Here is a 21,861-nt window from a genome sequence, read left to right as displayed (position 1 = left end):
GGCCAGTAACGTCACGGCATCCGAAGAGTGGTGTGCTACTGGGTTGTGGACGCGGATTCCCGAAGCACAGCGAACTGTTCGAGAACGGTCTCACTGCTGGTGTGGGTGTCGGCGTATGGATTCGTAACGGCCGCAAACGGTGGGGAGCCATCGAAGGCATCCGCTCGTTCAACGGCTCGGTCAAGGCGAACAAACGATTCAGATAGCCGGGTTGCTGCTGCCTCTGGTGTGAGCCATTCGTACGCATCGTGTTCGTCGTTCAGGGAGATCGCTCGCTCATCGGTCTCACAGCGATAGACGAGCGTCACCATCGGCTCACCTGTCGTTTCATCGATCCACCCGCCGTACATCGCCTCGACGAGTGGTCCAGCACGACTGTCGATAGCTAGCTCTTCCCGGAGTTCTCGACGAAGGCCGCCGACGAGCGTTTCTCCGTACTCGAACGTTCCACCGGGTGGTTCCCAGTGATCATCACATTTCGTAAGCAACACTTGGTCGTCCGGACCGAACAGGATCGCCTTCCGGGTGAGCTTGCCAACATAATGGTCGGATGGCTCTGACATCGTCACGTTGGCAGTGTTGAAACGGAGAGACAATATCAGTCGTGGAGCTAGCCATCCACGAATCGGAGAGCGGCTGGCCGAAGAGTGACTCTCCAAGTAGTCGATGTGAGCGTGCTCTCCTTCCGAAACGGATGTTAATTCAGATTTATGATAGGAGCGGGTCGCCGGTAACGACAAAGCCCATATAACGGACTCTCTAAGGATTGAATGGATATGTATGATGTGACTGGTTTTCAGCGCGATCTTCTTTACATCATTGCAGGGGGCGATGAACCACACGGATTGGCGATCAAAGACGAACTTGAGGACTACTACGAAACGGAGATCTCTGCCGGTCGGCTGTACCCGAACTTAGACACGCTCGTCGAGAAGGGACTCGTTGAGAAAGGCCACAAGGACCGGCGGACGAACTTCTACTCGGTGACACGGCGAGGCCAACGCGAGATCGACGCTCGGGCCGACTGGGAAGCGGAGTACGTCGATCACCCGATCTCTGTGAACGCGTAGGGGGACCTCCGTTGTGTCTATTGCTGTTACAAAACGTACCGACGGTTGTCGTCATCAACGTCACCACCATCCTTCGTCCTACATCAGTTCGTGGCTCAGTATGGGTGCGACTCGCAGGCCTGTCCGTTGCCATCGGCGTTGAGGCGATGAGGATCGTTCGCGGGGTCGTAGGTCTCAAAGAATTACTGTGCCTCTGCCCACGTCTCGAAGTCAGAACAGTTGCGATCGGCCCCAGTAATTGGTGTCGGTATGGTGTTGCTGATGTTCAGTCGAATGCCCAGATACCTTGCCTTTCGGCCTGTGCGGTTTGCGCGGCACTGCCGAACTGCTTACGATATGAAGATGAGTCTCTATTGAAGGCTCTTCTCAAAAGATTCATCTCGTGAAAAGAGCCCCTACTCTATGTAGAATTGGTTATGTCCGTCTGGTGAAGTCAATGTAGAAACTACTTTTGCGTCTCAATTTGATATTTAGTTTGTGGCAACTGAGTCTGGTCCCACTGCGATAGATTTCCGAGAATTACTCAGAGATGGCTGGAAAATAGCGGCGATCCTCCTCTTCTGGGGAGCGCTTGCCCTAATTGGGTTCGCTGGAGTCACAAACATCGGATTCTACAGACCTGGCAGCTTCTTCTGGTGGATCGGGAATATGCTTGGATGGATATTCGTAGTAACTGGGATTGGTAACATACTTATCTATACCATCGCTCGCGGGATCCACCTTTCCCGTCAATAACTGATGTAACTGAGAGAGGTTCTGAACTGAGCGAAGCGTAGCCCTAGTTCAACAGCCAGTCGCGGTCCTCAACTGTTTCTGGAACAGTAAACTCCGGCAGGTCTTCGTTCGCGGGATTTGTTTCGGGCGTATCCACCCGAGCAGTCGGATCGTATCGGTCGTCCTGTTCGTAGACTGCACCTCGATCGTGTCTCTGTCCACCACGCGTGTAACTGTCACCGTTTGCGTCTCACCTCCCGTTGGTGGTGCCTCTATCGATGGACCGGGACTCGCCGCACCGCCGGCCAACAGCAGCCGCGTCAGCGCGAGGGCAAGACGGTTCCAGTGCATCGTGATGGATAGCTAAATGGAGACAGTCCTAACGACCATTCGTGACTGCATCCGACGCGCCGACGGTGTTCGATTACACTCGATCGGATGGCCGCACCGCTACTCAGGAGCCCCAGTGCCCCCATTGCGGGACGAGGTTTCATAGCGAGCACAGAGACAGCGAGTCCGTCATCGATCGCCACGGGGAGTCATATCCCAGCATCGACGCCCCTGCTCACGACGGGCCGTTTTTCTGTCCGCCATGCTGGGCGGACTTGGAAACGAATCGACTGGCCCAAGATATCTGAGAGTCGTGGGACACGCAGGCGACTGAGCACAATCTCGACGGGTATGCGTCCCGTGCTGTGGGACGGAACTGCCTCGTCAGAGCCCGCTTGGCAGATAGCGGAATAGCCGTCGAGAGTGTGTCCGATGGGCAGGTCTGTCAGTGTAGTTCTATATACATTTCGTAACCAACGTTAATATATTATTATCTAAAAGGTATGGACGTGATGCGAACATCGCATATAGTAGTGGTGATGGCAGTGTTGGCCGTTGCGATTCCAGCGGGCGTCGTGGGCAGTCCTTCGACGACAAGCACTGAACTCACGGCGATGGTGACCGGTGTGACGGACGGGGATACTGTTGATATTGAATACTCGAATGGGACGACCGACACCGTGCGGTTGCTCGGGGTGGACACCCCTGAAGTGTATGGCGAAAACGACCCCACGGAATTCGAAGGCGTCCCAGATACGGAAGCAGGTGAGCAATGTCTCAGCGATGCAGGGGACGCCGCAAGTGCATATATGAAAGACGAGCTCCAGACGGGTGAGCAGGTGACACTTGAACTCGATGCTGAAAGCGATGGGCGGGGAGACTATGGTCGGTTGTTGGCGTACATCCACGATGACGGAGTGAATCTCAACTACAACCTCGTCGACACCGGCCACGCACGCGTCTACGACAGCCAATTCAGCCAGAGTGATCGCTTCTATGCGGCCGAATCAGATGCTCAAGCAGCTGAGCGCGGCCTGTGGCAATGTCGGAACGCAGGGAGTGAGAGCAGCCTTTCCGTCACAGAGATTCATGCCGACGCGGCTGGGAACGACAACGAGAATTTGAACGATGAATACGTGGTGTTCGAGAATACAGGTACTGACACGCTCGATCTCTCGGGCTGGTCGGTATCAGACGACGCGGGTCACACCTACACGTTCCCGAGTGGTGCGTCGCTCGCGGCCGGTGAGACTGTCACGCTCCACACAGGCAGCGGCTTGGACACAGCCAGTGATCGCTACTGGGGATCCTCAAGTGCGATCTGGAACAACGGTGGCGATACCGTGACGGTCAAAGACAGTGCTGGGACCGTCATAACAAGCAAATCCTACTGACGACGGCTCAACAGCGAATCCGTAGGTGTAATTATGGTTTCCTGAATGGGTTCTCATGTTGCAGATTGGGTGTCGCTGTTCTAGTTGGTCGGTTGTCAACTTCTCACAGATTCTAGAAACAGCAGTGAGACGTGCTATTCACTTAGAGTTCTTCAAAGTCGTCGAATGTTAGTTGGCACTCGTCCTGGTGTCCGCTGTCAATCTGTGGGTGGGAAAGATGATCAGTTGTAGAATATTCGTCGAAGGTTCCCTGATCCTCATCGGCTTTATGGCGTGAGTGCTCACACCTGTGCTTCGCGCGACTGTCACAGGGAAGGAGGTTTTCGGGGCGATTATCCCACTTGTGAGTGTTTTTGTGATGAACTACTGCCTCGGCTACAGCGTCAATCCCGTATTCAGCTACCGCTACGAGCCTGTGTACGAGGATAGTATGCCCATCACGAGCCAACAGTCATATCCGTCGGATCTTGCGGTATAGTAGCGGGGGAGTCAAGGGGATCAAGAATGCCAAACCGTCGTAGGTAGTTCCTCACAGTGGTAACAGAACAGTCCAATTCCTCGGCGATATCTGAGATAGTTTTCTCTTGTGTTTTGTACAGGTCGTAAAGCGGCGCTCGGTCTCGATAGGGTTCGGTGGGATTTCTTGCCAGCGTTGTCTGCTGGCTCTTCATCTACTATTTTGTTCTTATATTATATAGATAAATGTTTGTCATATGTGGATAATCGAATCTTGGCGGAAGTGCTAGTCAGTATATAATGGTGGGAAGAATATGTAGAGAGGGCATGAGTAGTTTACCAGCGGACGACCGAGAGGACGAACTGAACGACGAGGACATCCCCACAGTGGCAATTCCTGGATTTGATCCCGAGGATGAAGCCGATACCGACACACTGTTCGAAGGCCATCCGTTCCTCGAACTTCTCACGCCGAACTCGAGAGCTAAAATAATCTTGGCGATGCTCCGTGTACGAGGTGATAAACTCCGAGAAGCCGATATTTGCGACGCTGCGCGGATTAGTCACGACACGTGGAACAACCACAAGGACATTTTAGCTGACAAATATGGGGTTATCGAACATGTTTTGGATATTGAAAACTCGCCGCTGTACACCATCCCGGAAGACAGCGAACTTGCCGATCTCCTTGAAAAAGTCATTGGAACTGCCGCTCAGAAGGAACGCGAGTGGCTCATTGAGCAACGCGACAAGTAGCTCAATCTGGCACTGTCTAGTTAAGCCAGTTTGAGAAGCGAGCAGGTTGTTGAGTTCTTGGTCAGAATGCTCGCAGACCTGCTCAGCAAGTGCTTTGCAGTGGATTTAGAAGAAACTTAGGAGCGTGAGCAGACGGCGACGTTAACGAGACGCTTCGCGTCTCGTCCGCACCCAGAACGTGAAGCGTTCTGGGGACGCCCGTCAGGGCGTTCGCCGTCCGACTCCACGCAACCGGTTGTTCGCTCAGAGAGACAACTTCGATTCTGGCTGAATTCGGCGTTGAACGCTCTCACGGGGGTCTGGAACTGGGTGCATCGGATTGCTGACAGCGTTCCCGATCCGCCGACGCTTCGCCGTCGGCGGGTCGCGGTCGACGAAACCGCTGTCACGATCAACGGAGTGTGGTCTTGGTTGTACGCTGCAATAGACCTCGACACAAAGTTAATTCTCGATGTGACGTTGTTTGGACGGCACGGCACCGATCCAGCAGCTGCGTTTCTGTCTGGCCTCGACGAGAAACACGATCTTTCAGACACAGTGTTTCTCGTCGATCAGTTCGGCTATCGGACTGCCCTCTCTCGACTCGGGTTGAGCGGTCAGGTCGACTACACCGAGCGAAACCTCATTGAGAAATGGTTTCATACGCTTAAGATGCGGGTCGGCCGCTTCCATACTTCGTGGGTGGGCAGTCGGCGGAGCATTCGCCAGTGGCTTGCATTATTTGCGCATTACTACAACCATCTCAGACCGCACCAATCGCTCGACTGACGAACGCCGGTCGACGAGGTGCTAAACAGTGCCGAGTGAACCATCCACTTGTCTCCCGTCGGGGAGAGGAGCACGCCGACCCCAATGCCGATGAGCACTCCGTTGATGATATGTCCTCTCTTATCCACTGCGGTATTAATTGAATTATAGACAATAATGAATGTATGGGCGTCAGGGGGATGACCGACTCCGGTGGTTGCGTGCGTGGAACTACATCCACTATTATCACCAACCGACCGCCTTGCACGAGCTCGTCGAGTGAGCACTGCACTGTGCGCTCACCGCGTGAGGGAGAGACCGAGAAAAGAATCAGGAGAACTGCGAAAGAAGAGTCGAATTCGTTCGTGACTGTCGTGAGGAGTTCGCGGCCGTCACGCAAGCGGTTCAATATGCGAAACCGCTGCCTCGCTGAAGCCAATGCTGCCATGACTGTTCTCTGGCGAGACAGCCACGATCCCGTCAAATTCGGTAAAGATGTGCATCGCAGCGCGGTCTTTCCCTCGACCCCTTCAATCGCCACCTCGATGGGGTCGTGGAAATGCACGACATGTGTGACCTCCTCCTCGGGCGAACTACGATTGAGCCTGTTGTCTACCTCTTAGGCCCGTGAGAAGATTCTAACAGGATCGACCCACAGTTCCCAGATCAGAACGTTCACGACGTGAACTAGCAGGGGACCAATCGGTCCAAATCTGCTAGTAGTGACAGATACGTCTTTACAAGTCTTCCACAGTATACGTGATACCGGTCGTGTCAGGCACCGCTACGTAGCCCTCGAATCGGAACACGTCAACATTATCTGCATATATAGTCCCGTCCATTCCATAGTCATACCACGTTCCCTCATAATTGATGGCTTGAGGATATTCAAAGGGAGAATCCGTTCCTGGTGCATTGTTGTCCCCTCCCCAGATAGGTGTGGTCGAATAGATTATATAGTTGGTGAAGTCAGCTATTCCCCGTACGGTTATCCTGTTTGGAGCCTGCGTTTCTACATCATCGGCCGACTCGGTGGCACTGGCTACCTCAGTAGTAGCAGTGAGTCCGGTCAATCCTACAAGACTGGTCGCAGCTGCTTGCTTCAAGAACCCACGCCGACTGCGGGATGGAACTGATTTGTCGCCGGGGGCACTGTTTGATTCGATTGATCTGTCATCGTCTTTGTCAACCATCTATTTCACCTCAAATAAAAATTTATTTGAGAGGTAATAATGCCTCTGATGTAAGGAAAATACATGACTGAATCCCTCTATATACACGTTGTGGCTATGTAAATACCGTCAACATCGGTCGGTAGGTAAGCCACCCTGTCTGGCAACTTTACTCACTGTCGAGGAGAGTGATTCGTATCGATGCAATCGGCTTCGTCCTTGATACCACGAGCAGCTACAGCAGTCGATCAGCACCAAGGACTCCCTGTGACGTCCGTATCAACGATCGCCTACGGGAGAGTGGAGCAGGAAGAGAGAAAGCGAGAGCGATGAATCAATCGCAAGAGAATCCACGTGGGGACCTCAAGGATGGGGTACCTAATTTTAGCCTGTAAAACGACTCAGAGACTCACGGTGATGGATGTAGGTCACCTGCGACCTTTTCACATGATCTAAAACTATAGTTTTACGCCAGTCTGGCGTAAAGAGAGGTGATTTTAAGACAATAATGTACCTGGTACAAAGTGGACCGAATGGCAGGATCAACTGCACTCTGCACCCTACCAAATATCTGATCTAATTTATAATTTCCCACCGCATTCCGACACAACCTAAACTAGGAAGTTGGGAAAGCCTTTCTATAAACTTTATATCTCTCATACACTAGATACAGGCTATCTGATGATTGCCCTTCCTTACAACTTTCTTTATATTCTAAATACATATCCTCAAACTCACTGAATCCAAAATTGTGGATGAGAGCAACCTCTGCTACAGTCAAAGCTGTATAAGCGATCAACCGGAGAGCATGATCGAGTGCTTTTATATGAGTTTCACCATATAGGCGACTGAAAATTCCTCCTTGCTGGTATTGGGCCCACTCACGAAGTTCCTTTAGTAGGTCATAGAATGTAAAAATGACCTCTCCCTGTATATACGGGCTTTTTTGAGAAGATTCGTAAATGGACTCTAACTTATCTTGGGCGTATCCGTCTTGGCGCTCTTTCTGATCTTCATGAAAATCTTCGTGGATTGGGTATGGTACCTCCCAAGGGAATGCGTCTTTTTTTTTTCGAGGATTATTGGTCACGGAGAAGTACATAAATGGGAATGGATACAGTTTTGTTTGGAGTTCATCCATACACTTTCGTCGGTGCTTCTCCCATAGGCCATCGTGATTTCCTCTTCCGTCCTCCCTTATGTTCTCAAATTTTGACCGCATAATAGCACTTGTGGACTTGAACACGGCGTAGTACATCTGAATAATTCGCCATTCTGCGGTCTGAGCTCGTACTTCTTCAGAGTCGAATTGCGGATGATTGAGAGCATATTCATCTCTCCAACTATTAGTCAGATTTCGAAATGCTTCGGTGAAGTGCTCTTTTCTGTCCAATTCTCGATCTCGAAAAAAGTTCTGAAGTTCACCTCTATGCTTGATTGCTTGCGCTGTAACGTGATAGAGTACGTGTTTCCGAATGTGTTCAAGATTATTTCCCCAATACAGGTGTCCTCCTTTCTTAATCGGGTAAATTCTTGACAGGTCAATCCCCCATTTACTCCGAGTAGCGCCTTTACCGTCTTCCAAGTAAGGGTTGCCTTCACAGAAATCATGTCTATCATACTCATATGCTACTGAGTATCCATCATTGACAGCTTTTAACAAATCTACAATTGGTTCTGCCTCCTCCTTATATACTTTCCAGTCGTTGATTCTACCCATATAAATGATATTAATTGGATATAGTATTATAAATGTTGGTAATTTCGAATTTGTCTAATTTAAAGTGGGATTCATTGCTTTACACCTTGCTTTCAGTTCAGCCTCAATCTAGCAGTATGTATTATGAGACTATTCACGTATCGGAAGGACCTCCCGCCAGTTGATCCACACGACGACACAGCTCAATGACAGTGCTGCGATCCAGATGAGGCCAGCTTCCACGGTGTAGTAGATCGTCCCTCCTGTTCGGCCATCTATCATCGCCGGATTGAGAAGTGTCAGTCCGAAGAACACGAATATCATTGTGAAGGCAAACGCCCAGACCGTTCGTACTCGAACGTCGGGATACCACCACTGCACAATGTAGGTCGCACCAACTGCGACAAGCATACCGATCCCGCTTACTGGCTGATTGGTAAGGGCTACATCGAAGACCATTACAACCCCGTTTCCCAGCGAGTATTCGAACGCGAACCAGAGTGCGAGGACCCGGCCAAAGCCATTGAATTCGTTCCGCAGGCGGTTGAGCACACTCATTGAGCCGTAAGAGCGTAGAGTGTCTGGTCGGCTGCGAGATACACGGTTCCACCAGCGATGATCGGTGACGTACTTACTGTCCCCGAGTCGGATATCGTCACCCGGAACCGTTCGTTCCCAGTTGTACTGTCGAGCGCGGCGAGACCGTTTTCGAGCCCAACGTAGAGCGTTCCATCGGTGAGTGTCGGTCTACTCGCAACGCCGGGAAGATCGACACGCCACCGCAACTCGCCGCTCTCTGCATCGAGCGCACGGACGCTGTCATTGAGCACAAAATAGACTGTTGACCCATCGGATACCGGTTCAAGGTTGGCGTCACTGGTCCCAAGTGGGTACGACCAACGGGTGCTCCCGTCCGTAAGGTTCAGCGCATACAGCGGCCCGGTTCTGCAGTAGATGACCCCATTCACGATACACAGGCTGGGCTGATAGAAGGGATTACTGATCCCGATAGATCGTTTCCACTCTCTCGTTCCCGTGGAAACATCGACAGCACCGATCTGTCTCGTCGTGGGATTCCCAGACCGATCGCCAACAACAAACAGGGTTAGTTTCTTGCATCCACCAGCTGTGCGAGTCATCAAATCCCACATCGTCGGGGTGCAGTTCAAAGTCCCACCGATTCGCGGGTACCTCAGCCATCTTCTCAGTCATACTCCTGTTAAGAATTGAGTTTTAGATAAACATATGGAAGTGGATGTGTCTTGTAGTAGAGTGTAATGAGGTATCGTGGTTCGCTCGAACTATTCACAGCACAGCGGTGCGCCTTATGGTAATGAGTTCTCTTCGGTTGGAGTGGTTTTACCTCTAGTCTTAGTTAACGCTGCCGTCCTCATAATTGAGAACTGGTTGTGGTTATCGATCCTTATCAGTATGAGTCTCCTCTCGTGTCTCGTCCTGAGGAGCTGATCCTATCTTGATGGTTTATTCTCTGAAGAATGAGGCCACATTGGGCGAATGCATCAGACTGCTTGTTGTTCCATCTCTCTTATAAAAACGCCCATCAACTGAATGTGGGAGATCGCGGTATTGGGGTATTTTGACGACTACAATTTGTTTTTCATCAACAGTTGATATGGTGATATCGGCTTCAATGGATGGAGTGACATCGTAATCTAACGACATACGAATCAGTTTACTCACGTTATCGGGATTATCAACGCCAACAACCTCGCCGCTATCATCGATACCAATCAAGATGGCACCGCCTTCAGTATTTGCAAGAGCTGCGGCATCTCTTTCGGTTCCCTTGCGTGGTAGCTGACGTTTGAATTCGAGCTGATGGGATTCTCCTTGTTCTACTGCCGTAGCCACTTCCTGTCGGGTGACGAAGCCGGAGAACATATCATACAACTCTGACACCATAGAATTCTTTTTCACTCGGTCATCAACATTAATGACTGTGGAAAGGAGATCGCCTTGACTTTGGGAAAGCGGTATACGTTTCGCTGGAATTTGGACAGTTTCCTGTTGCTGCCATTTTTCCTCTGGTTTCTCGTATTCGTCTAAGATATACGTCTGCACAACCTTCCAGTATATTTCTTCTGACTGTTGTTCATAGAGTGCTAAAAGTACTGAGTTTCCAAGACGCATATAAAAATCAAGAGAATCAGTATCGAGTTGGTGCGTCACAGTATTCTCTCCTTCGAACGCTGCTGACGCTTTCAGCTGAATCGAAACGGATATCGGAAGGACTTCTTTTGTCTCAGGACATACCGGATACGCCTCAAAATCGATTCCGTAATCCTCCATAGTTTCGTTTAGTACCCAGTGGGAGAGCGCTCTGGTTAAGGCTCCCCGAGATTCGGCTTCCAGTTGATGCCCATCTGGTTTCTTCTTAACCATCCAATTATCACTTCTCTCCTATAGCAATATAACTATTAAAGTGCAGCAGTGCTCATTGAGTCGATGATGTTCTCCTCGGTCGGCGCAGCGAGGTAGGGCTCGATCGCGTCGTAGCTCGACCAGCCGCCCAGCGCCATCACGATGCGCGGGGAGATCCCTCCCTCGACGAGTAAGTGATTAGCCCAGCAGCGCCGGAGATCGTGGGACGTGACGCGTCGATAGTCCCCATCACCGGTCGTCTCAGCCGCCGCCTCGGCCGCATGCTCGACCCAGTACTGGAGTGTTCGCTTCGATCGGTCGATGAGTGGCTCGTTCCGATCGATGTCCTCGTGCTGGACGAAGCGGTTGATGGTTCGTTCAAGTTCGACGGGCAGCCACGTTTCCCGATGTTTTCCGTCTGTATGCTCGCCAGTGGTATCCTTTCCACCGACGACTTCCAGGGAGTGGTGAGTCCCGTCGCTCATGCGCGAGACATGCCGGGGCTCGACATCGAGTACCTCGGCGACCCGGAGGCCGCAGTCGCCCATCAGTCGGATCGCGATCTCCCGGTCCCACGAGCTGCACTCTCGTTGGAGCTGTTGGTATTCGTCGCGGCTCAGCCAGACGTTGAACGTGCCGTCTTTGTTACGTTCGGTTCTCATTCTTGCACACTTCTATTAAGCATTTCATGCAACTTAGAGCCATCGGACGCTAGAACGATTTGTTGAGTCGCCTGAAATCGGGCATCTGAGAGCGGAGTTGGGTGGTGAGTTGCACGTTAGTAGACAAACGTGAAACTAACTATAAACTCACCCTTGCGCTCGGGGAGTGGTTCGAAGGTTCATGCTTATCCTGCCAACCCTCCGGCCCTCTCAGGGCCGAGAGGCCTTGTGTAACGCCCAAAGGAATTAATCACTAGAGTGTGTACTGCCCCCGAAATGAACTTACTAAGCCGTCTGAAGCAATGGTTCGGAAGTCTCTCACCCATTTGGTAAGTAGTCCTTTTTGTAGTTCCGTTCCTTGCAGTTCGGCTGACTCTCATGATTCTGTTTCCGGAAGCTAGTCCGTCTCTGGTATCAATATTTATAGCATATATAATTCTCGGGGGAGTCACATGTCTCGGCCTTATAGCTATAACTTACCGGGCCGAACACACTGACGGCCCTCCTTATTAGAGTCTCGTCAAGCACAGTGCCCCTGTCAGTCGACACTCCGCTGCTGACAGAGTGAAACGGTCGTGTTGAACTGAGTTTCATTGTTTGGAAAAACACGCAACACGGATCAATGTCGACTGATCGATCGTGTTAGTAAGAGATTCGATGCGTTTCAGTATCGCAGTCGGTACAACGGGTGATGAATTCGTTCTGTTCTTCTAGCCGTTCGAAAACCTGTGTGGTACGTTCGCCGCACTCATCGCAGTCTATGAGATACTGGGTATTCTCCTCATATTCGCGGGGAGCACCAAGAGTGATCGCTGTAACCTGTTCATCTCCGTGGTTAATCCCGAACTGGAACGTGCCTGGTGGAATGTGGAGGATTTCGCCAGCGGTGACCGTTATCTTCCCAGTTTCTGTCTCGAACGTCACTGTTCCTGACTGAATGTAGAAGACTTCTTCCTGATTGCTGTGTCGATGGGATGAGTGGGCGAAGCTCTCTCCAGGGTCGAGTTCGTAGTAGTTAATTGCCAATCCAATGGTGCCAAGTGGCTCTGAAAGCAGACGGGCATCGCCTATTGAACTTGCCATCGCTCCATTCGGGATGTTTTCGTCTGGTGGCGACTGCGGTTCGATGTCCTTAATGGTTACTTTCTCCATACTCAAACCCTCATTATATATGATGCCCATAACACACTTCTAACTACTGTTTGATAGAGAAAAACAAGCGAGCTCCTATCTACACAATCCCGAGATTGTCGCCTTCTCCCATAAGGCGGCAGGGTCAGGGATTGCGTACTAATACAGATTCACGCAACTGAAGCTACAAGCAGAACTCTCTCGATAGTATGGACAGTTCGAATACCCGACTGTGGTACGTGGTGCTCGCTTCGCTAGCCGGCCGATTCGCTATGACGAACTGCGCTGTTGCACACACCGGGAGAGCTGGGATGCGCCAGATCACTACAGAGCACGGTGGGTGTCAGAGGTCGGCTAGGTAGATTCATCATGCATATCCCGCTACGAAATTTTGACCGCTGATATAGGTTTCACGCCCAGCCGTGCATAGAGCGTGTCATATAACCCATTTCGTGCCGTGAGCATCTCGCGTCTCAGGGTGTCTCCTCGTTCGTCGTTGGTGATTGTGACGATCACTCGATGCACAGAGTAGACATCTACCTGTACCGACGAGAGGTCCGGAGCAGTAACTGCTCGCTGGAAACCAAGCATTCGGAGTCCCCCTGAGCGAATCGGTTCGATCATTATCTGATGACAAGACGACCGTTATCCGACAGAAGCCGATGAGATAACACTCACCGCACTACGGTAGCCGCGTGTAAGCAGCGAGCCCTCCGCTCATGTATCGGAGGTACAACCGATCGGCGTCAGTCGTCAGGGTACATTGCCCACGATCGCTCGACAGTCGGATTTCACAGTCCCAATGAGAAGTCCTGATCCTGGGTGTGGGTCTGTTCTTCTGTTCGTTCGTGTTCTTTTGTTCGTTCCAGCAAGTCGTCGATGCCTTTTTCGGATTTGTTCTGCTCGTGAGCGTCAGGGGTGTCGATCGCATAGAGGAAGTCCTGGTGTGCACCAGGGGTGTCGCGAAGGTGTCGACACAGCTCGCGGGGTGTGTGAGCGTCGTCAACGGCGGTGTCGGCGGCGGTTTCGGCTCTCAGAAGCGAGCGCGACCAGTTGTTAACGAAGTCGCCCTCGACGCGGAGTTTGGCGGCGGGGTCGTTTCTGACCGCTTTCGGCACGTCCTCGATGTTTTTGGGGAGAGCATCCATCTCGTCCGACGAGGGTCCGTCGGTCAATGGGTGCTCGATCCCACCGAACCGAGAGGGGAGGTTTGCCCGTAGCCGCGTGTGCAGCGGGAGTCGTTCATAAGCCTGTTCTCGTTCGACGGCCTCGAAGTATGCTTCCTTGTTCCGCTTCACGTCTTGTTTGGTGGTGACGTGGGCCTCGCGGTCGGCCTGCACCGTCTCCCGGAGCTGGTCGTGAGCATCGGGCGTTGGGTCAAGCGTTTGTCGAAGGTCTTCGACCGTCTCGGCATTCGCAACCGCCTCGTCGATGAACTGTTCTTGGGTGTCTGCGATCATCGGCGCGGCGTCAATCGCCCACGCGGGCGTTTCCTCAGGAAAGTTGTCTGGCAGAAGCACGCCGACGGCTTCTGGGTCAATCTCGTGTTCTCGACAGTAGTACTTCAGGGCGGCCAGATCCGCCGCGTCGGTTGTCTCGAGATCGGTCGTTGGCTCTGGGCGGGCCGTCTCTGCATCCAGATTTGTGCGTGTCGTTCCGTGGCCTGCGGTCCAGTAGACATCGACATCTCGATCGTGAAGGCGCTTGAGGGTTGCATCGTGGGGGTGGGCGTCGTGCTGGTTCTCACTCGTGTGCTTATTATCCAGTCCGCTTGAAATTACTGCAACATCTGGATCGACCCGATCGAGAAATTCATCGCTGGTCGCATGGGTCGACCCATGATGACTAGCGAAGATGATATCTGCCTCAAGGTCGATCTCACTCTCAGGATTGTCGTGTTGTTGCATGAGCCAACTTTCAGCGTGATGGTGAGAGTCATCCTGTACATCCCCCATAAAGAGGGCCGAACGTTCACCTTCTAATTTGTACACTGCACCATTCTCGTTGGACTGTTCAGGTTTAAAATTGACAGTAGCCCCTGTTGCAGGACGGGTCACCTTCACAATTCCCTCGTCTGCGGGGGGAGCTAAGACGTTGATTTCCGCATCGGATGGATTTGAGAGTTGAACACCCTTCGACACCTGTGTGATATCATCCACATCAATATTATGAAATCCAAGATGGTTTCTATAGTTATTAATGACTTTTTCCGTCACACCATCCTTGTTGTCCTCGGTCTGTGGATCGACTATCTCAAATCGACTAATATCGGGTTGTGTTACGTGCTGTATTTCATAGCCATTCTCGTGTAATGATTTGAGCCCCCATACATGATCATAATCGATATGCGTCACATGGAAGTGGTCAATACGGACCTTCCCGTCATCGGTTCTTTTGAGTTCCCGATCTTCAAGCACCTCAGTCAGTTCCTCTGCTACGGCTTCCTTGTCTGCGTCAGTGAGAATCGTCTCTCCAGTAGGAGTAACAGTAAGCCGGGCATCTCCCTGTCCTACATCAAGAGTATATATCTCTAATTCACCATTGGCAAGCGGGGAACCGCCATCAGCCATCAGCTATCCTCCAATTTCTCCTTGAATCGCTTCACTCCCTCTTTCGCTTCCTCACGCTTTCGTTCACTGAGTTCTTCGTCGTAGTGGAGCGCGGTAATGGTTCCTTCGTCATCAAATTCTGGTCTGAAGTCACCACCTAGGTGATTTCGCTCAGCCCCGTCTGGTAGCTCTTCGATGCGATAGCGAAGGTGTTCTTGAAATTCACCGTCTTTATAGAGAATGAGTTTTGCAACCTCATCCTCAATGGCATCAAACGAAACACGGTACTCCGTCATTATCTGTGACCAAAATCAGCATCGAACTTAATTGTACCGGGGCTGAACAGTGGCCAAGGACGACCCATATTCTGGGCACGGTTCGTAAGCTTGCTGTGCCGGACTTTCATTACCGCATTATAGCCGTTCGATCGCAAAACGTTGGATCTCTATGGTATGATGATTTCAAACTACATATATGCCAGCACTGACGAGCGAATCCTATCTGACCCGAGTTCTTGCAACGCTTCCACCGGTGATGGCGATGACAGTCTCTGATGCTTTGGCAGCCTCAAAGAATTCCTGGTGCGTCGAACCCAAGCAGGCTAATCTCGAAAATTCTCAGATGACGATTGTAGTCGTAGCGACCGGCGCGCATTGCGTCGATTAATTCGTCGAACTTGTCTCACAACTCAATAGCGGGTCCCTACCCGCAGTCCCAATTCTATATTCGGTCGTCCTCAAGAATCGTTTCACGACCGACCTAAGGATCTTCAATCAGTCGGTTCTGAAGATGAATTCCGCCTGCACTTCCCTTGTTGATCTTCTCGATTGTGATTCCTCAGTTGTGCTTGTCTCGACGAGTGTCGTTGAGGCCGGTGTCGATATCAGCTTCGAGACGGTGTTCCGCGACTACGCACCCATCCCCACCCTCGTGCAGTCAAACGGCCGCTGCAATCGAGGATTCAGTAGCGAGATCGGGGATGTAATCATCTGGCGACTGGTCGAGCCAGAAGAGGGAATGAGTCTACTCTCGCTCGTGATTCACGGTAGGGACGGTGGCGATACACTTTCGCTGTTGGGAGAGACCGGCCGTGTGCTGCAGCGACATGCACCCCAGACGGTCGCATCCACAAGTCAGTGATGATCTCGGATATCGTTGTAGAGTCCCATGAATCGTTGTTCGCGGGCCAACTGGAGCCTGGCGACGAACCTCTTGCCGCGGCTATCAGGTCGGCCTCTGTCAGAACTGAAGGAGACCCATATGATCGACGGGTTGGAGCCTACGAGGACGTGCTTGCGTGTCTCACTGAAGCGGAACGAGACGAACGGCTCGCTGGTGCTCACGAGCCTTAGTCAACAAAATCTCTCGATTATCCACCGATTGTTGACTAAGGACAAATCCCCTGCTTTCGTTCCATTGACAGCGAAATCCTCGCCCAACACACCAGTATATATAAATTTTCGATGTCAAACCACAATCGCGGGCTCTGGCCCCGTGGGACCTCCGTTCTCTTAGTCGCTTCATCGGTACTGACGGGAATCCATTCCTGTTGACAGAGGCCCCGTTATTCGTAGACATTTCGCTGATGTTCCACTTGCCGAACGAATAGTACCTCGGGTATCTCGCTGCGCTGCCGGTCGATGATTACGTGGTCATCTCCAACACGGAGAGAGTACCGATCAGCAGTACCGGGAGGCAGCTGGTGGATGCTTGTGCGGTCCGGTGGGCGCAGGTGTATGACTATTGAAGGCAGATTCCCCCTCACGACGACGGATAGCGATGTTCGAATGCGTAGTTAATCAAGGTTCTTATCGTGCTATCAATTGTTATGCACGAAGACGAGGAAGGCTCCTGTGTGGCCTTTTCTCGAAATCTTCGATGCGTTGGCTGTGGGTTCTCCATCGATGTCATTATACTTACTGCATAGAATGAAATGAATAGTATGCAGAGAAAAACGCTTCTCGCGCTCACGCTCGTGTTCATTCTCGTCGTCGCAGGGTGTACGAACGGCCCACTGGATGGCACACCGACCCCAGAGCAGCCATCTATTCCCGACGGGCTTTCGATTCACTACATCAACACGGGGCTTGGGACCAGCACACTCATTGAGGGAGCCAACGAGACAATCCTGATCGATTCGGGCGATTGGCAGGACGATGGGGACCACGTCCTCGACTATCTCCGAGCGAACGGCATCGCCCGAATCGATCATCTGGTGTCAACCCACCCTGATTCGGATCACATCGGTGGGCAGGCAGCTGTCATCGAGTACTTCGAAGAAGAAGCCGACGGCATCGGTGCGGTGTACGATCCTGGGGTACCGGCTACCACCCGGACCTACGACCGCTACCTTGATGCGATCGAGACATACGATGTCCAACTGTACCAGACCCGAGCTGGCGATGAACTTCCGTTCGCTGGGGCCGATGTCCGCGTTCTCAGTCCGCCCGAGCCGTATCTGGCCAACGAGGAGCCGAATGAGAACAGCATCGTCTTGCAGGTCGAACACGGTCAGGCTGGCTTTCTCTTTCCGGGTGATGCGGCCGAGGCTGGCGAGGAATATCTCGTCAACGAGTATGGGAACTCGATGAACGTCTCGGCCCTGTTAGCGGGCCATCACGGAAGCAAATCCAGTTCGAGTGCCGCGCTGCTCGATGTGACAACCCCAGCCGTCACGGTCATCTCCAGTCCGTATGACTCCCAATACGGCCACCCACACGAGGAGGTGTTAGCCCGGCTAGCTACGCGTGCCATCCCGACATACTGGACCGGAACGCACGGGGACATTGTGATGCGGAGCAACGGATCCGCGCTTACGATCGCCACCCAACGAGAGGCACCGACGGAGCCAGCTCGGCTCCGAGACGGCGAGCCGATCGACCCAGAGACGAACGAGCCCGTGCAACCCCGTACGGTCATTGCGCTCTCGACGGGTGAGGCGGAATCCCCTGCTGGACCCGATGGCGGACCCGAGACCGAGACTGGGAGCGAGACACTCTCGATCACAGAGATCAACGCCGATGCAGAGGGCACTGACCGGGAGAATCTTAACGACGAAACCATTACCTTCGAGCATACGGGGTCTGAGCCACTCGATCTGTCCGGGTGGACGGTCGCCGATGACGCAGGAGCGACATACACGTTCCCAGCCGGAACCGCGCTTGCTCCCGACCAAGAACTAACGCTCCATACGGGGAGTGGCTCAAATTCGGCAACCGACCTGTACTGGGGCTCGCCACAACCGGTGTGGAACAATGCCGGTGATACCGTGATCATGCGGGATGGGACTGGGACCGTGGTCCTGGAGGAGGATTACTCATGACACTCGACGATGGCACGTACACAGCGGTGATCGATCGCTTCGAGGCCGACCAGGCCGTCCTGCTTGTTGAGGACGAAGACGGCGCCCTCTGTGGCGAGGTCGTTGCTGATCGGGCTGAGCTGCCAGAGGCGGGCCAGCACGTCGATGCCGTGCTCACGATTGCAGTCGAAGCCGGTGAGCTGCGCACCGCGACGTATGAAGAGGCCGAAACTAAGCGGCGCACCGAGCAGGTCCGCGACCGCTTTGACCAGCTGTCCGAGCGCCTTTCGTCTGATAAGGGAGACGGAGACCGTACCGAGTAGCAGTCCAACCAGGGAGGCAGGCAGGTGCAACCTCAGTGCTGTCCGCGTGGTCAGGGAGCGAAAGTAGTGATCGACTGCCGGGTGACGTTCGGGGCTGTCCAGCAGGACCTCTCCATGTGGATCTATATACATTTCGTAACCAACGTTAATATGTTATTATTCAAAATGTATGAATGTGATACGAACGTCTCACATAGTGGTGGTGATGGCAGTGCTCGCCGTTGCGATTCCAGCGGGCGTCGTTGGCAGTCCCTCGACGACAAGTGATACGCTGAGTGCGACGGTCACGTCGGTGACCGATGGTGATACGGTTGACGTCGAGTATGCGAATGGGACGACCGACACCGTGCGGCTGCTCGGAGTTGACACGCCGGAGGTCTACAGCGAAAACGATCCGACTGAATATGAAGGGGTCCCGGACACAGAAGCTGGGATACAGTGTCTGGATGCGGCTGGTGAAGATGCGAGTCAGTATACCAAGGACAGGTTGCAGCAGGGCGAACAGATAACGCTTGAGTTGGATGCAGCAAGCGATGGGCGGGGCGACTACGGCCGGTTACTTGCGTATATCCATGATGATGGCCAGAATCTCAATTACGACCTCATCGATACGGGCAACGCGCGCGTGTACGACAGTGAATTCAGCCAGTCTGACCGGTTCTATGCCGCTGAATCGGATGCCCAAACGGCCGAACGCGGTCTGTGGCAGTGTCGTGAGCCGAGTAGCGGGAGTTCCCTTTCAATTACAGAGATCCACGCCGATGCGACTGGGAACGACAATGAGAATCTCAGTGACGAATATGTGACGTTCACAAATACAGGATCGGAGACGCTTGATTTGTCGGAGTGGACGGTCTCAGATGAGGCAAGACACGTATACACGTTCCCGAGTGGTGCGTCGCTCGCGGCCGGTGAGACTGTCACGCTCCATACCGGGAGCGGCTCGGATACGCAAACAGATCGCTACTGGGGATCGTCGAGTGCAATTTGGAATAACGGCGGTGATACCGTGACGGTCGAAGACGACACCGGTACACTCGTGACGAGCAAATCTTACTGAGCAGTCGTCTTTGTCCCTCTCGATCGGCTGGTGGCTGAATCGCTGTCGTCTCACGAGACGTCGATCGCTTTACCGTGCGGTTCGTCGACCAAGGACGAACACGAGAAGGGCGACGAGCAATGCACCAGTGATGGACTCGACGGCGACGATGGCCCGCGTCCCTATCCCGGCAGGGGCGAGCCCACCGTCCATGATCGTTGAGAACGTGGTGACGCTGAAGTAGATATTCATCAGGATGTCTTGCCAGCCAGTGACCGTCCGCAATTGACTGAGTGAGGTAATGGCGTAGTTGGTGCCAGTAGCGTCCTTCACCCCACCAAGTCCCGCGAATAGGAGGCCAGCGGTGAGGATGACGATCCCCCACCAGATGAGGACGCGCTTGACGCTTTCGCCGTGTTTCGTGAGATACCACATCAGGGTTTTGACGGCCCACGGACCGTATCTTCCACGATCCTTGTAGAGGGCGCGTTCGGCCTCCTCTTTGCTAATGTGGAACTCGCGGGCAACTTCGGAGAGGGCATTCTCTTCATGGAGGGATTCGAGCCGCCGGTATACCCAATGGGCCGCTTCGAGAGGAGAAATATCCTCGGGAAGCTTCTCAGCTGTGGTGGGATCTTTTTCGTAGATACAGATCGGGCGTGTTTCTGCGGGATCGTAAAACGTTGTTGTGGAGTTGATGCGCGTGTCCGCAAAGACGGTTTCATAGAGGAGCGCGTCGGTGAAATCTGCTCCCCGACAGTCCGCACGCATAAGCACCGCATCTTGAAGCGTTGCGTGCTGAAAGCTCACCTCCCTGGCGTTGGCCTCCGATAACTTAGCGCCCTGAAGGTCAGCATCGGTGAAATCAGCCGTTGCAAGGTCAGTGTCACGGAAATCAGTCCATCGGAGGTCAGCATTGGTGAAGGCGGCCCCGATCGGGGTAGCGTCGGTAAAATCAGCTCCGATGGATGTAGCGTCGGTGAAGTCAGCCCATCGAAGGTTCGCGTCGGTGAAGTCAACTCCCCTCATCTCTGACATCTCAAAGCTAGCCCCGTGGAGTGTGCACCTCCGAAACGACATCGCTTCGTCCTCTATATGGAGCTGACGGAGCTGCGCGCCATCGAATCGTTCCGGTGTGTTTGTCCGTGACGTGATGAGCTCTGTGAGCGGTTTCTCGTCCACATCTGCGTGCCAGATACATCGTGCTGTCTCGTCGTGGGACGCCCACACTGGCCGCAAGCAACAGACTGGGCTCATGACTGTATCCCACCTGGACTGCTTAAACACCCAGTCGACATTCTCACAGCGCAATTCGAATCCACACCGATCGTCTGGCACATCCATCATATAATTTGGCATAAGATTAACCATAGTATATTGTTTTAAAAGTGTAGAGATAGATGACGGTTTTGCAGGTGGTGTAACAGGGGGCCTCAGCCTCCGAGGAAGACATCTCATGTGATAGATGTGAGAATAACTGGATTTTTATAGTCTCCAGAGCGACATGGATTCTCGATCCGGCTACACGTTACAACGAGACTGTGCTCATAGCGTTGGCAATGTCTTCCTGAATCGGCGCCGCGAGGTGGGTTTGATCGCATCATGGGAACTCTCGCCGCCGAGGAACCATGGTGATGTACGGGGTAATGTCCTCCTTGACGGGTAAGTGAGGGACCCCCCTTTCGATCGTGGAGAGCAACGCGGATGCAGAGGGTGATGATTGAGAGAATTTGAACGACGAGTACGTTACCTTCGAGAATGGGGGTGAACAGACCCTCAATCTCGGTGATGAAATAACCTTACACACCGGCAGCGGATCAAATTCGGCGACCGATCTATACTGGGGGTCGTTGAGTGCGATCTGGAATAACGGCGGTGATACCGTGACGATCGAAGATGATGCTGGCACAGTCGTCGCCAGTCAGTCCTACTGACGAGCTGTCGATTCCTGCCGTTTGGTGTATATTCTTCTCCTGGCTTTCCCTGCCTCTCACGCTAAAGCGGTGTTTTTCACTGTGTCGTGGTTCGTCCCGACTGATCCAGAATCCGAGTGACGAATCATTCGTTTCAGACATCCATCTATTCATAACTAGGTTCATTCTGATACATATTCAATCATAAATATATGGGTATAAT

General features: G+C 52.7%; 25 protein-coding genes and 1 pseudogene. 12 read left to right on the top strand and 14 right to left on the bottom strand.

Annotated features, from left to right (window positions below; translation table 11 throughout):
• Positions 1–35: 35 nt before the first annotated feature.
• Positions 36–563: an NUDIX domain-containing protein gene (locus tag EIK79_RS11505; protein WP_124955287.1), complete on the bottom strand. Its 528-nt coding sequence runs from the start codon at positions 561–563 to the stop codon at positions 36–38.
• Positions 564–776: 213 nt separating this feature from the next.
• Here EIK79_RS11505 and EIK79_RS11500 point away from each other — a divergent pair, with 213 nt between their 5' ends.
• On the top strand, positions 777–1,070 hold the full coding sequence (locus EIK79_RS11500) for a PadR family transcriptional regulator (protein ID WP_124955267.1): 294 nt from the start codon (positions 777–779) through the stop codon (positions 1,068–1,070).
• Positions 1,071–1,547: 477 nt separating this feature from the next.
• Positions 1,548–1,805 (top strand): hypothetical protein, encoded by a 258-nt coding sequence (locus EIK79_RS18465; RefSeq protein WP_124955266.1) that lies wholly within the window; start codon positions 1,548–1,550, stop codon positions 1,803–1,805.
• A 48-nt stretch (positions 1,806–1,853) separates the two neighbouring features.
• On the opposite strand, the gene EIK79_RS11490 is transcribed toward EIK79_RS18465, so the two are convergent.
• Positions 1,854–2,135: a hypothetical protein gene (locus EIK79_RS11490; protein WP_124955265.1), complete on the bottom strand. Its 282-nt coding sequence runs from the start codon at positions 2,133–2,135 to the stop codon at positions 1,854–1,856.
• Positions 2,136–2,176: 41 nt separating this feature from the next.
• Here EIK79_RS11490 and EIK79_RS11485 point away from each other — a divergent pair, with 41 nt between their 5' ends.
• On the top strand, positions 2,177–2,422 hold the full coding sequence (locus tag EIK79_RS11485; RefSeq protein WP_124955264.1) for a hypothetical protein: 246 nt from the start codon (positions 2,177–2,179) through the stop codon (positions 2,420–2,422).
• 204 nt (positions 2,423–2,626) lie between these two features.
• A complete protein-coding gene (locus EIK79_RS11480) occupies positions 2,627–3,508 on the top strand; it encodes a lamin tail domain-containing protein (protein ID WP_124955263.1) in 882 nt (293 codons plus the stop codon).
• A 142-nt stretch (positions 3,509–3,650) separates the two neighbouring features.
• Here EIK79_RS11480 and EIK79_RS19285 read toward each other — a convergent pair whose 3' ends face one another.
• The gene (locus EIK79_RS19285; protein ID WP_221621736.1) at positions 3,651–3,956 is read right to left on the bottom strand and encodes an HNH endonuclease; all 306 of its coding nucleotides are present in this window, start codon (positions 3,954–3,956) and stop codon (positions 3,651–3,653) included.
• The gene (locus tag EIK79_RS19280) at positions 3,946–4,179 is read right to left on the bottom strand and encodes a sigma factor-like helix-turn-helix DNA-binding protein (protein ID WP_124955262.1); all 234 of its coding nucleotides are present in this window, start codon (positions 4,177–4,179) and stop codon (positions 3,946–3,948) included. Before EIK79_RS19280 ends, EIK79_RS19285 begins: the two co-directional genes overlap by 11 nt.
• Before the next feature lie 112 nt (positions 4,180–4,291).
• Between EIK79_RS19280 and EIK79_RS11465 the strand changes: the two genes are divergently transcribed.
• Both EIK79_RS11465 and EIK79_RS11460 read left to right on the top strand, forming a co-directional pair.
• On the top strand, positions 4,292–4,720 hold the full coding sequence (locus EIK79_RS11465) for a hypothetical protein (protein WP_124955261.1): 429 nt from the start codon (positions 4,292–4,294) through the stop codon (positions 4,718–4,720).
• 66 nt (positions 4,721–4,786) lie between these two features.
• A pseudogene (locus EIK79_RS11460) lies at positions 4,787–5,488 on the top strand (IS6 family transposase).
• A gap of 716 nt (positions 5,489–6,204) precedes the next feature.
• On the opposite strand, the gene EIK79_RS11455 reads toward EIK79_RS11460, so the two are convergent.
• From EIK79_RS11455 to EIK79_RS11415, 9 genes are all read right to left on the bottom strand, one after another.
• Positions 6,205–6,660 carry a twin-arginine translocation signal domain-containing protein gene (locus EIK79_RS11455; protein WP_124955260.1) on the bottom strand — a complete coding sequence of 152 codons (456 nt, stop codon included), beginning with the start codon at positions 6,658–6,660 and terminating at the stop codon, positions 6,205–6,207.
• 595 nt (positions 6,661–7,255) lie between these two features.
• A complete protein-coding gene (locus EIK79_RS11450; protein WP_124955259.1) occupies positions 7,256–8,359 on the bottom strand; it encodes a hypothetical protein in 1,104 nt (367 codons plus the stop codon).
• A 129-nt stretch (positions 8,360–8,488) separates the two neighbouring features.
• Complete coding sequence (locus EIK79_RS11445; protein WP_124955258.1) at positions 8,489–8,896, bottom strand: hypothetical protein; 408 nt, start codon at positions 8,894–8,896, stop codon at positions 8,489–8,491.
• Positions 8,893–9,477 (bottom strand): outer membrane protein assembly factor BamB family protein, encoded by a 585-nt coding sequence (locus EIK79_RS11440; protein ID WP_185715603.1) that lies wholly within the window; start codon positions 9,475–9,477, stop codon positions 8,893–8,895. Before EIK79_RS11440 ends, EIK79_RS11445 begins: the two co-directional genes overlap by 4 nt.
• A 343-nt stretch (positions 9,478–9,820) precedes the next feature.
• Entirely contained in the window at positions 9,821–10,741 is a 921-nt protein-coding gene (locus EIK79_RS11435) for an RNA-binding domain-containing protein (protein ID WP_124955256.1), read from the bottom strand.
• Positions 10,742–10,776: 35 nt separating this feature from the next.
• Entirely contained in the window at positions 10,777–11,382 is a 606-nt protein-coding gene (locus EIK79_RS11430; protein ID WP_124955255.1) for a site-specific integrase, read from the bottom strand.
• Positions 11,383–12,024: 642 nt separating this feature from the next.
• Complete coding sequence (locus EIK79_RS11425; protein WP_124955254.1) at positions 12,025–12,534, bottom strand: cupin domain-containing protein; 510 nt, start codon at positions 12,532–12,534, stop codon at positions 12,025–12,027.
• A 770-nt stretch (positions 12,535–13,304) separates the two neighbouring features.
• On the bottom strand, positions 13,305–15,083 hold the full coding sequence (locus tag EIK79_RS11420) for a ComEC/Rec2 family competence protein (RefSeq protein ID WP_124955253.1): 1,779 nt from the start codon (positions 15,081–15,083) through the stop codon (positions 13,305–13,307).
• On the bottom strand, positions 15,083–15,358 hold the full coding sequence (locus EIK79_RS11415; RefSeq protein ID WP_124955252.1) for a hypothetical protein: 276 nt from the start codon (positions 15,356–15,358) through the stop codon (positions 15,083–15,085). Before EIK79_RS11415 ends, EIK79_RS11420 begins: the two co-directional genes overlap by 1 nt.
• A 547-nt stretch (positions 15,359–15,905) precedes the next feature.
• On the opposite strand from EIK79_RS11415, the gene EIK79_RS17765 reads away from it, so the two are divergent.
• From EIK79_RS17765 to EIK79_RS11395, 5 genes are all read left to right on the top strand, one after another.
• Entirely contained in the window at positions 15,906–16,202 is a 297-nt protein-coding gene (locus tag EIK79_RS17765) for a hypothetical protein (RefSeq protein ID WP_148094145.1), read from the top strand.
• A complete protein-coding gene (locus tag EIK79_RS11410; RefSeq protein ID WP_185715602.1) occupies positions 16,202–16,414 on the top strand; it encodes a hypothetical protein in 213 nt (70 codons plus the stop codon). Before EIK79_RS17765 ends, EIK79_RS11410 begins: the two co-directional genes overlap by 1 nt.
• Positions 16,415–17,004: 590 nt before the next feature.
• Complete coding sequence (locus EIK79_RS11405; RefSeq protein WP_124955250.1) at positions 17,005–18,384, top strand: lamin tail domain-containing protein; 1,380 nt, start codon at positions 17,005–17,007, stop codon at positions 18,382–18,384.
• Entirely contained in the window at positions 18,381–18,686 is a 306-nt protein-coding gene (locus tag EIK79_RS11400) for a DUF3006 domain-containing protein (RefSeq protein ID WP_124955249.1), read from the top strand. Before EIK79_RS11405 ends, EIK79_RS11400 begins: the two co-directional genes overlap by 4 nt.
• 175 nt (positions 18,687–18,861) lie before the next feature.
• Positions 18,862–19,746, top strand: a complete 885-nt coding sequence (locus tag EIK79_RS11395) for a lamin tail domain-containing protein (RefSeq protein ID WP_449405144.1) — start codon at positions 18,862–18,864, stop codon at positions 19,744–19,746.
• 69 nt (positions 19,747–19,815) lie between these two features.
• On the opposite strand, the gene EIK79_RS11390 is transcribed toward EIK79_RS11395, so the two are convergent.
• Positions 19,816–20,805, bottom strand: coding sequence for a pentapeptide repeat-containing protein (locus EIK79_RS11390; protein ID WP_267900537.1), 990 nt, complete (start codon positions 20,803–20,805; stop codon positions 19,816–19,818).
• 650 nt (positions 20,806–21,455) lie between these two features.
• On the opposite strand from EIK79_RS11390, the gene EIK79_RS11385 reads away from it, so the two are divergent.
• Positions 21,456–21,659, top strand: a complete 204-nt coding sequence (locus tag EIK79_RS11385; RefSeq protein WP_233738117.1) for a lamin tail domain-containing protein — start codon at positions 21,456–21,458, stop codon at positions 21,657–21,659.
• The last annotated feature ends 202 nt before the right edge of the window (positions 21,660–21,861 follow it).

It is taken from the genome of Halocatena pleomorpha (assembly GCF_003862495.1).
Lineage (GTDB): Archaea > Halobacteriota > Halobacteria > Halobacteriales > Haloarculaceae > Halocatena > Halocatena pleomorpha.
This window is presented reverse-complemented; position numbering and strand designations above follow the sequence as displayed.

Coding starts and splice junctions, on each gene's coding strand:
- EIK79_RS11430 (WP_124955255.1), bottom strand. CDS start 11,382: ATGAGAACCGAACGTAACAAAGACGGCACGTTCAACGTCTGGCTGAGC.
- EIK79_RS11480 (WP_124955263.1), top strand. CDS start 2,627: ATGCGAACATCGCATATAGTAGTGGTGATGGCAGTGTTGGCCGTTGCG.
- EIK79_RS11500 (WP_124955267.1), top strand. CDS start 777: ATGTATGATGTGACTGGTTTTCAGCGCGATCTTCTTTACATCATTGCA.
- EIK79_RS11405 (WP_124955250.1), top strand. CDS start 17,005: ATGCAGAGAAAAACGCTTCTCGCGCTCACGCTCGTGTTCATTCTCGTC.
- EIK79_RS11390 (WP_267900537.1), bottom strand. CDS start 20,805: ATGTCGTTTCGGAGGTGCACACTCCACGGGGCTAGCTTTGAGATGTCA.
- EIK79_RS11465 (WP_124955261.1), top strand. CDS start 4,292: ATGAGTAGTTTACCAGCGGACGACCGAGAGGACGAACTGAACGACGAG.
- EIK79_RS11425 (WP_124955254.1), bottom strand. CDS start 12,534: ATGGAGAAAGTAACCATTAAGGACATCGAACCGCAGTCGCCACCAGAC.
- EIK79_RS19280 (WP_124955262.1), bottom strand. CDS start 4,179: ATGAAGAGCCAGCAGACAACGCTGGCAAGAAATCCCACCGAACCCTAT.
- EIK79_RS11445 (WP_124955258.1), bottom strand. CDS start 8,896: ATGAGTGTGCTCAACCGCCTGCGGAACGAATTCAATGGCTTTGGCCGG.
- EIK79_RS11400 (WP_124955249.1), top strand. CDS start 18,381: ATGACACTCGACGATGGCACGTACACAGCGGTGATCGATCGCTTCGAG.
- EIK79_RS11435 (WP_124955256.1), bottom strand. CDS start 10,741: ATGGTTAAGAAGAAACCAGATGGGCATCAACTGGAAGCCGAATCTCGG.
- EIK79_RS11505 (WP_124955287.1), bottom strand. CDS start 563: ATGTCAGAGCCATCCGACCATTATGTTGGCAAGCTCACCCGGAAGGCG.
- EIK79_RS11440 (WP_185715603.1), bottom strand. CDS start 9,477: ATGACTCGCACAGCTGGTGGATGCAAGAAACTAACCCTGTTTGTTGTT.
- EIK79_RS11490 (WP_124955265.1), bottom strand. CDS start 2,135: ATGCACTGGAACCGTCTTGCCCTCGCGCTGACGCGGCTGCTGTTGGCC.
- EIK79_RS11420 (WP_124955253.1), bottom strand. CDS start 15,083: ATGGCTGATGGCGGTTCCCCGCTTGCCAATGGTGAATTAGAGATATAT.
- EIK79_RS11450 (WP_124955259.1), bottom strand. CDS start 8,359: ATGGGTAGAATCAACGACTGGAAAGTATATAAGGAGGAGGCAGAACCA.
- EIK79_RS11415 (WP_124955252.1), bottom strand. CDS start 15,358: ATGACGGAGTACCGTGTTTCGTTTGATGCCATTGAGGATGAGGTTGCA.
- EIK79_RS11455 (WP_124955260.1), bottom strand. CDS start 6,660: ATGGTTGACAAAGACGATGACAGATCAATCGAATCAAACAGTGCCCCC.
- EIK79_RS11410 (WP_185715602.1), top strand. CDS start 16,202: ATGATCTCGGATATCGTTGTAGAGTCCCATGAATCGTTGTTCGCGGGC.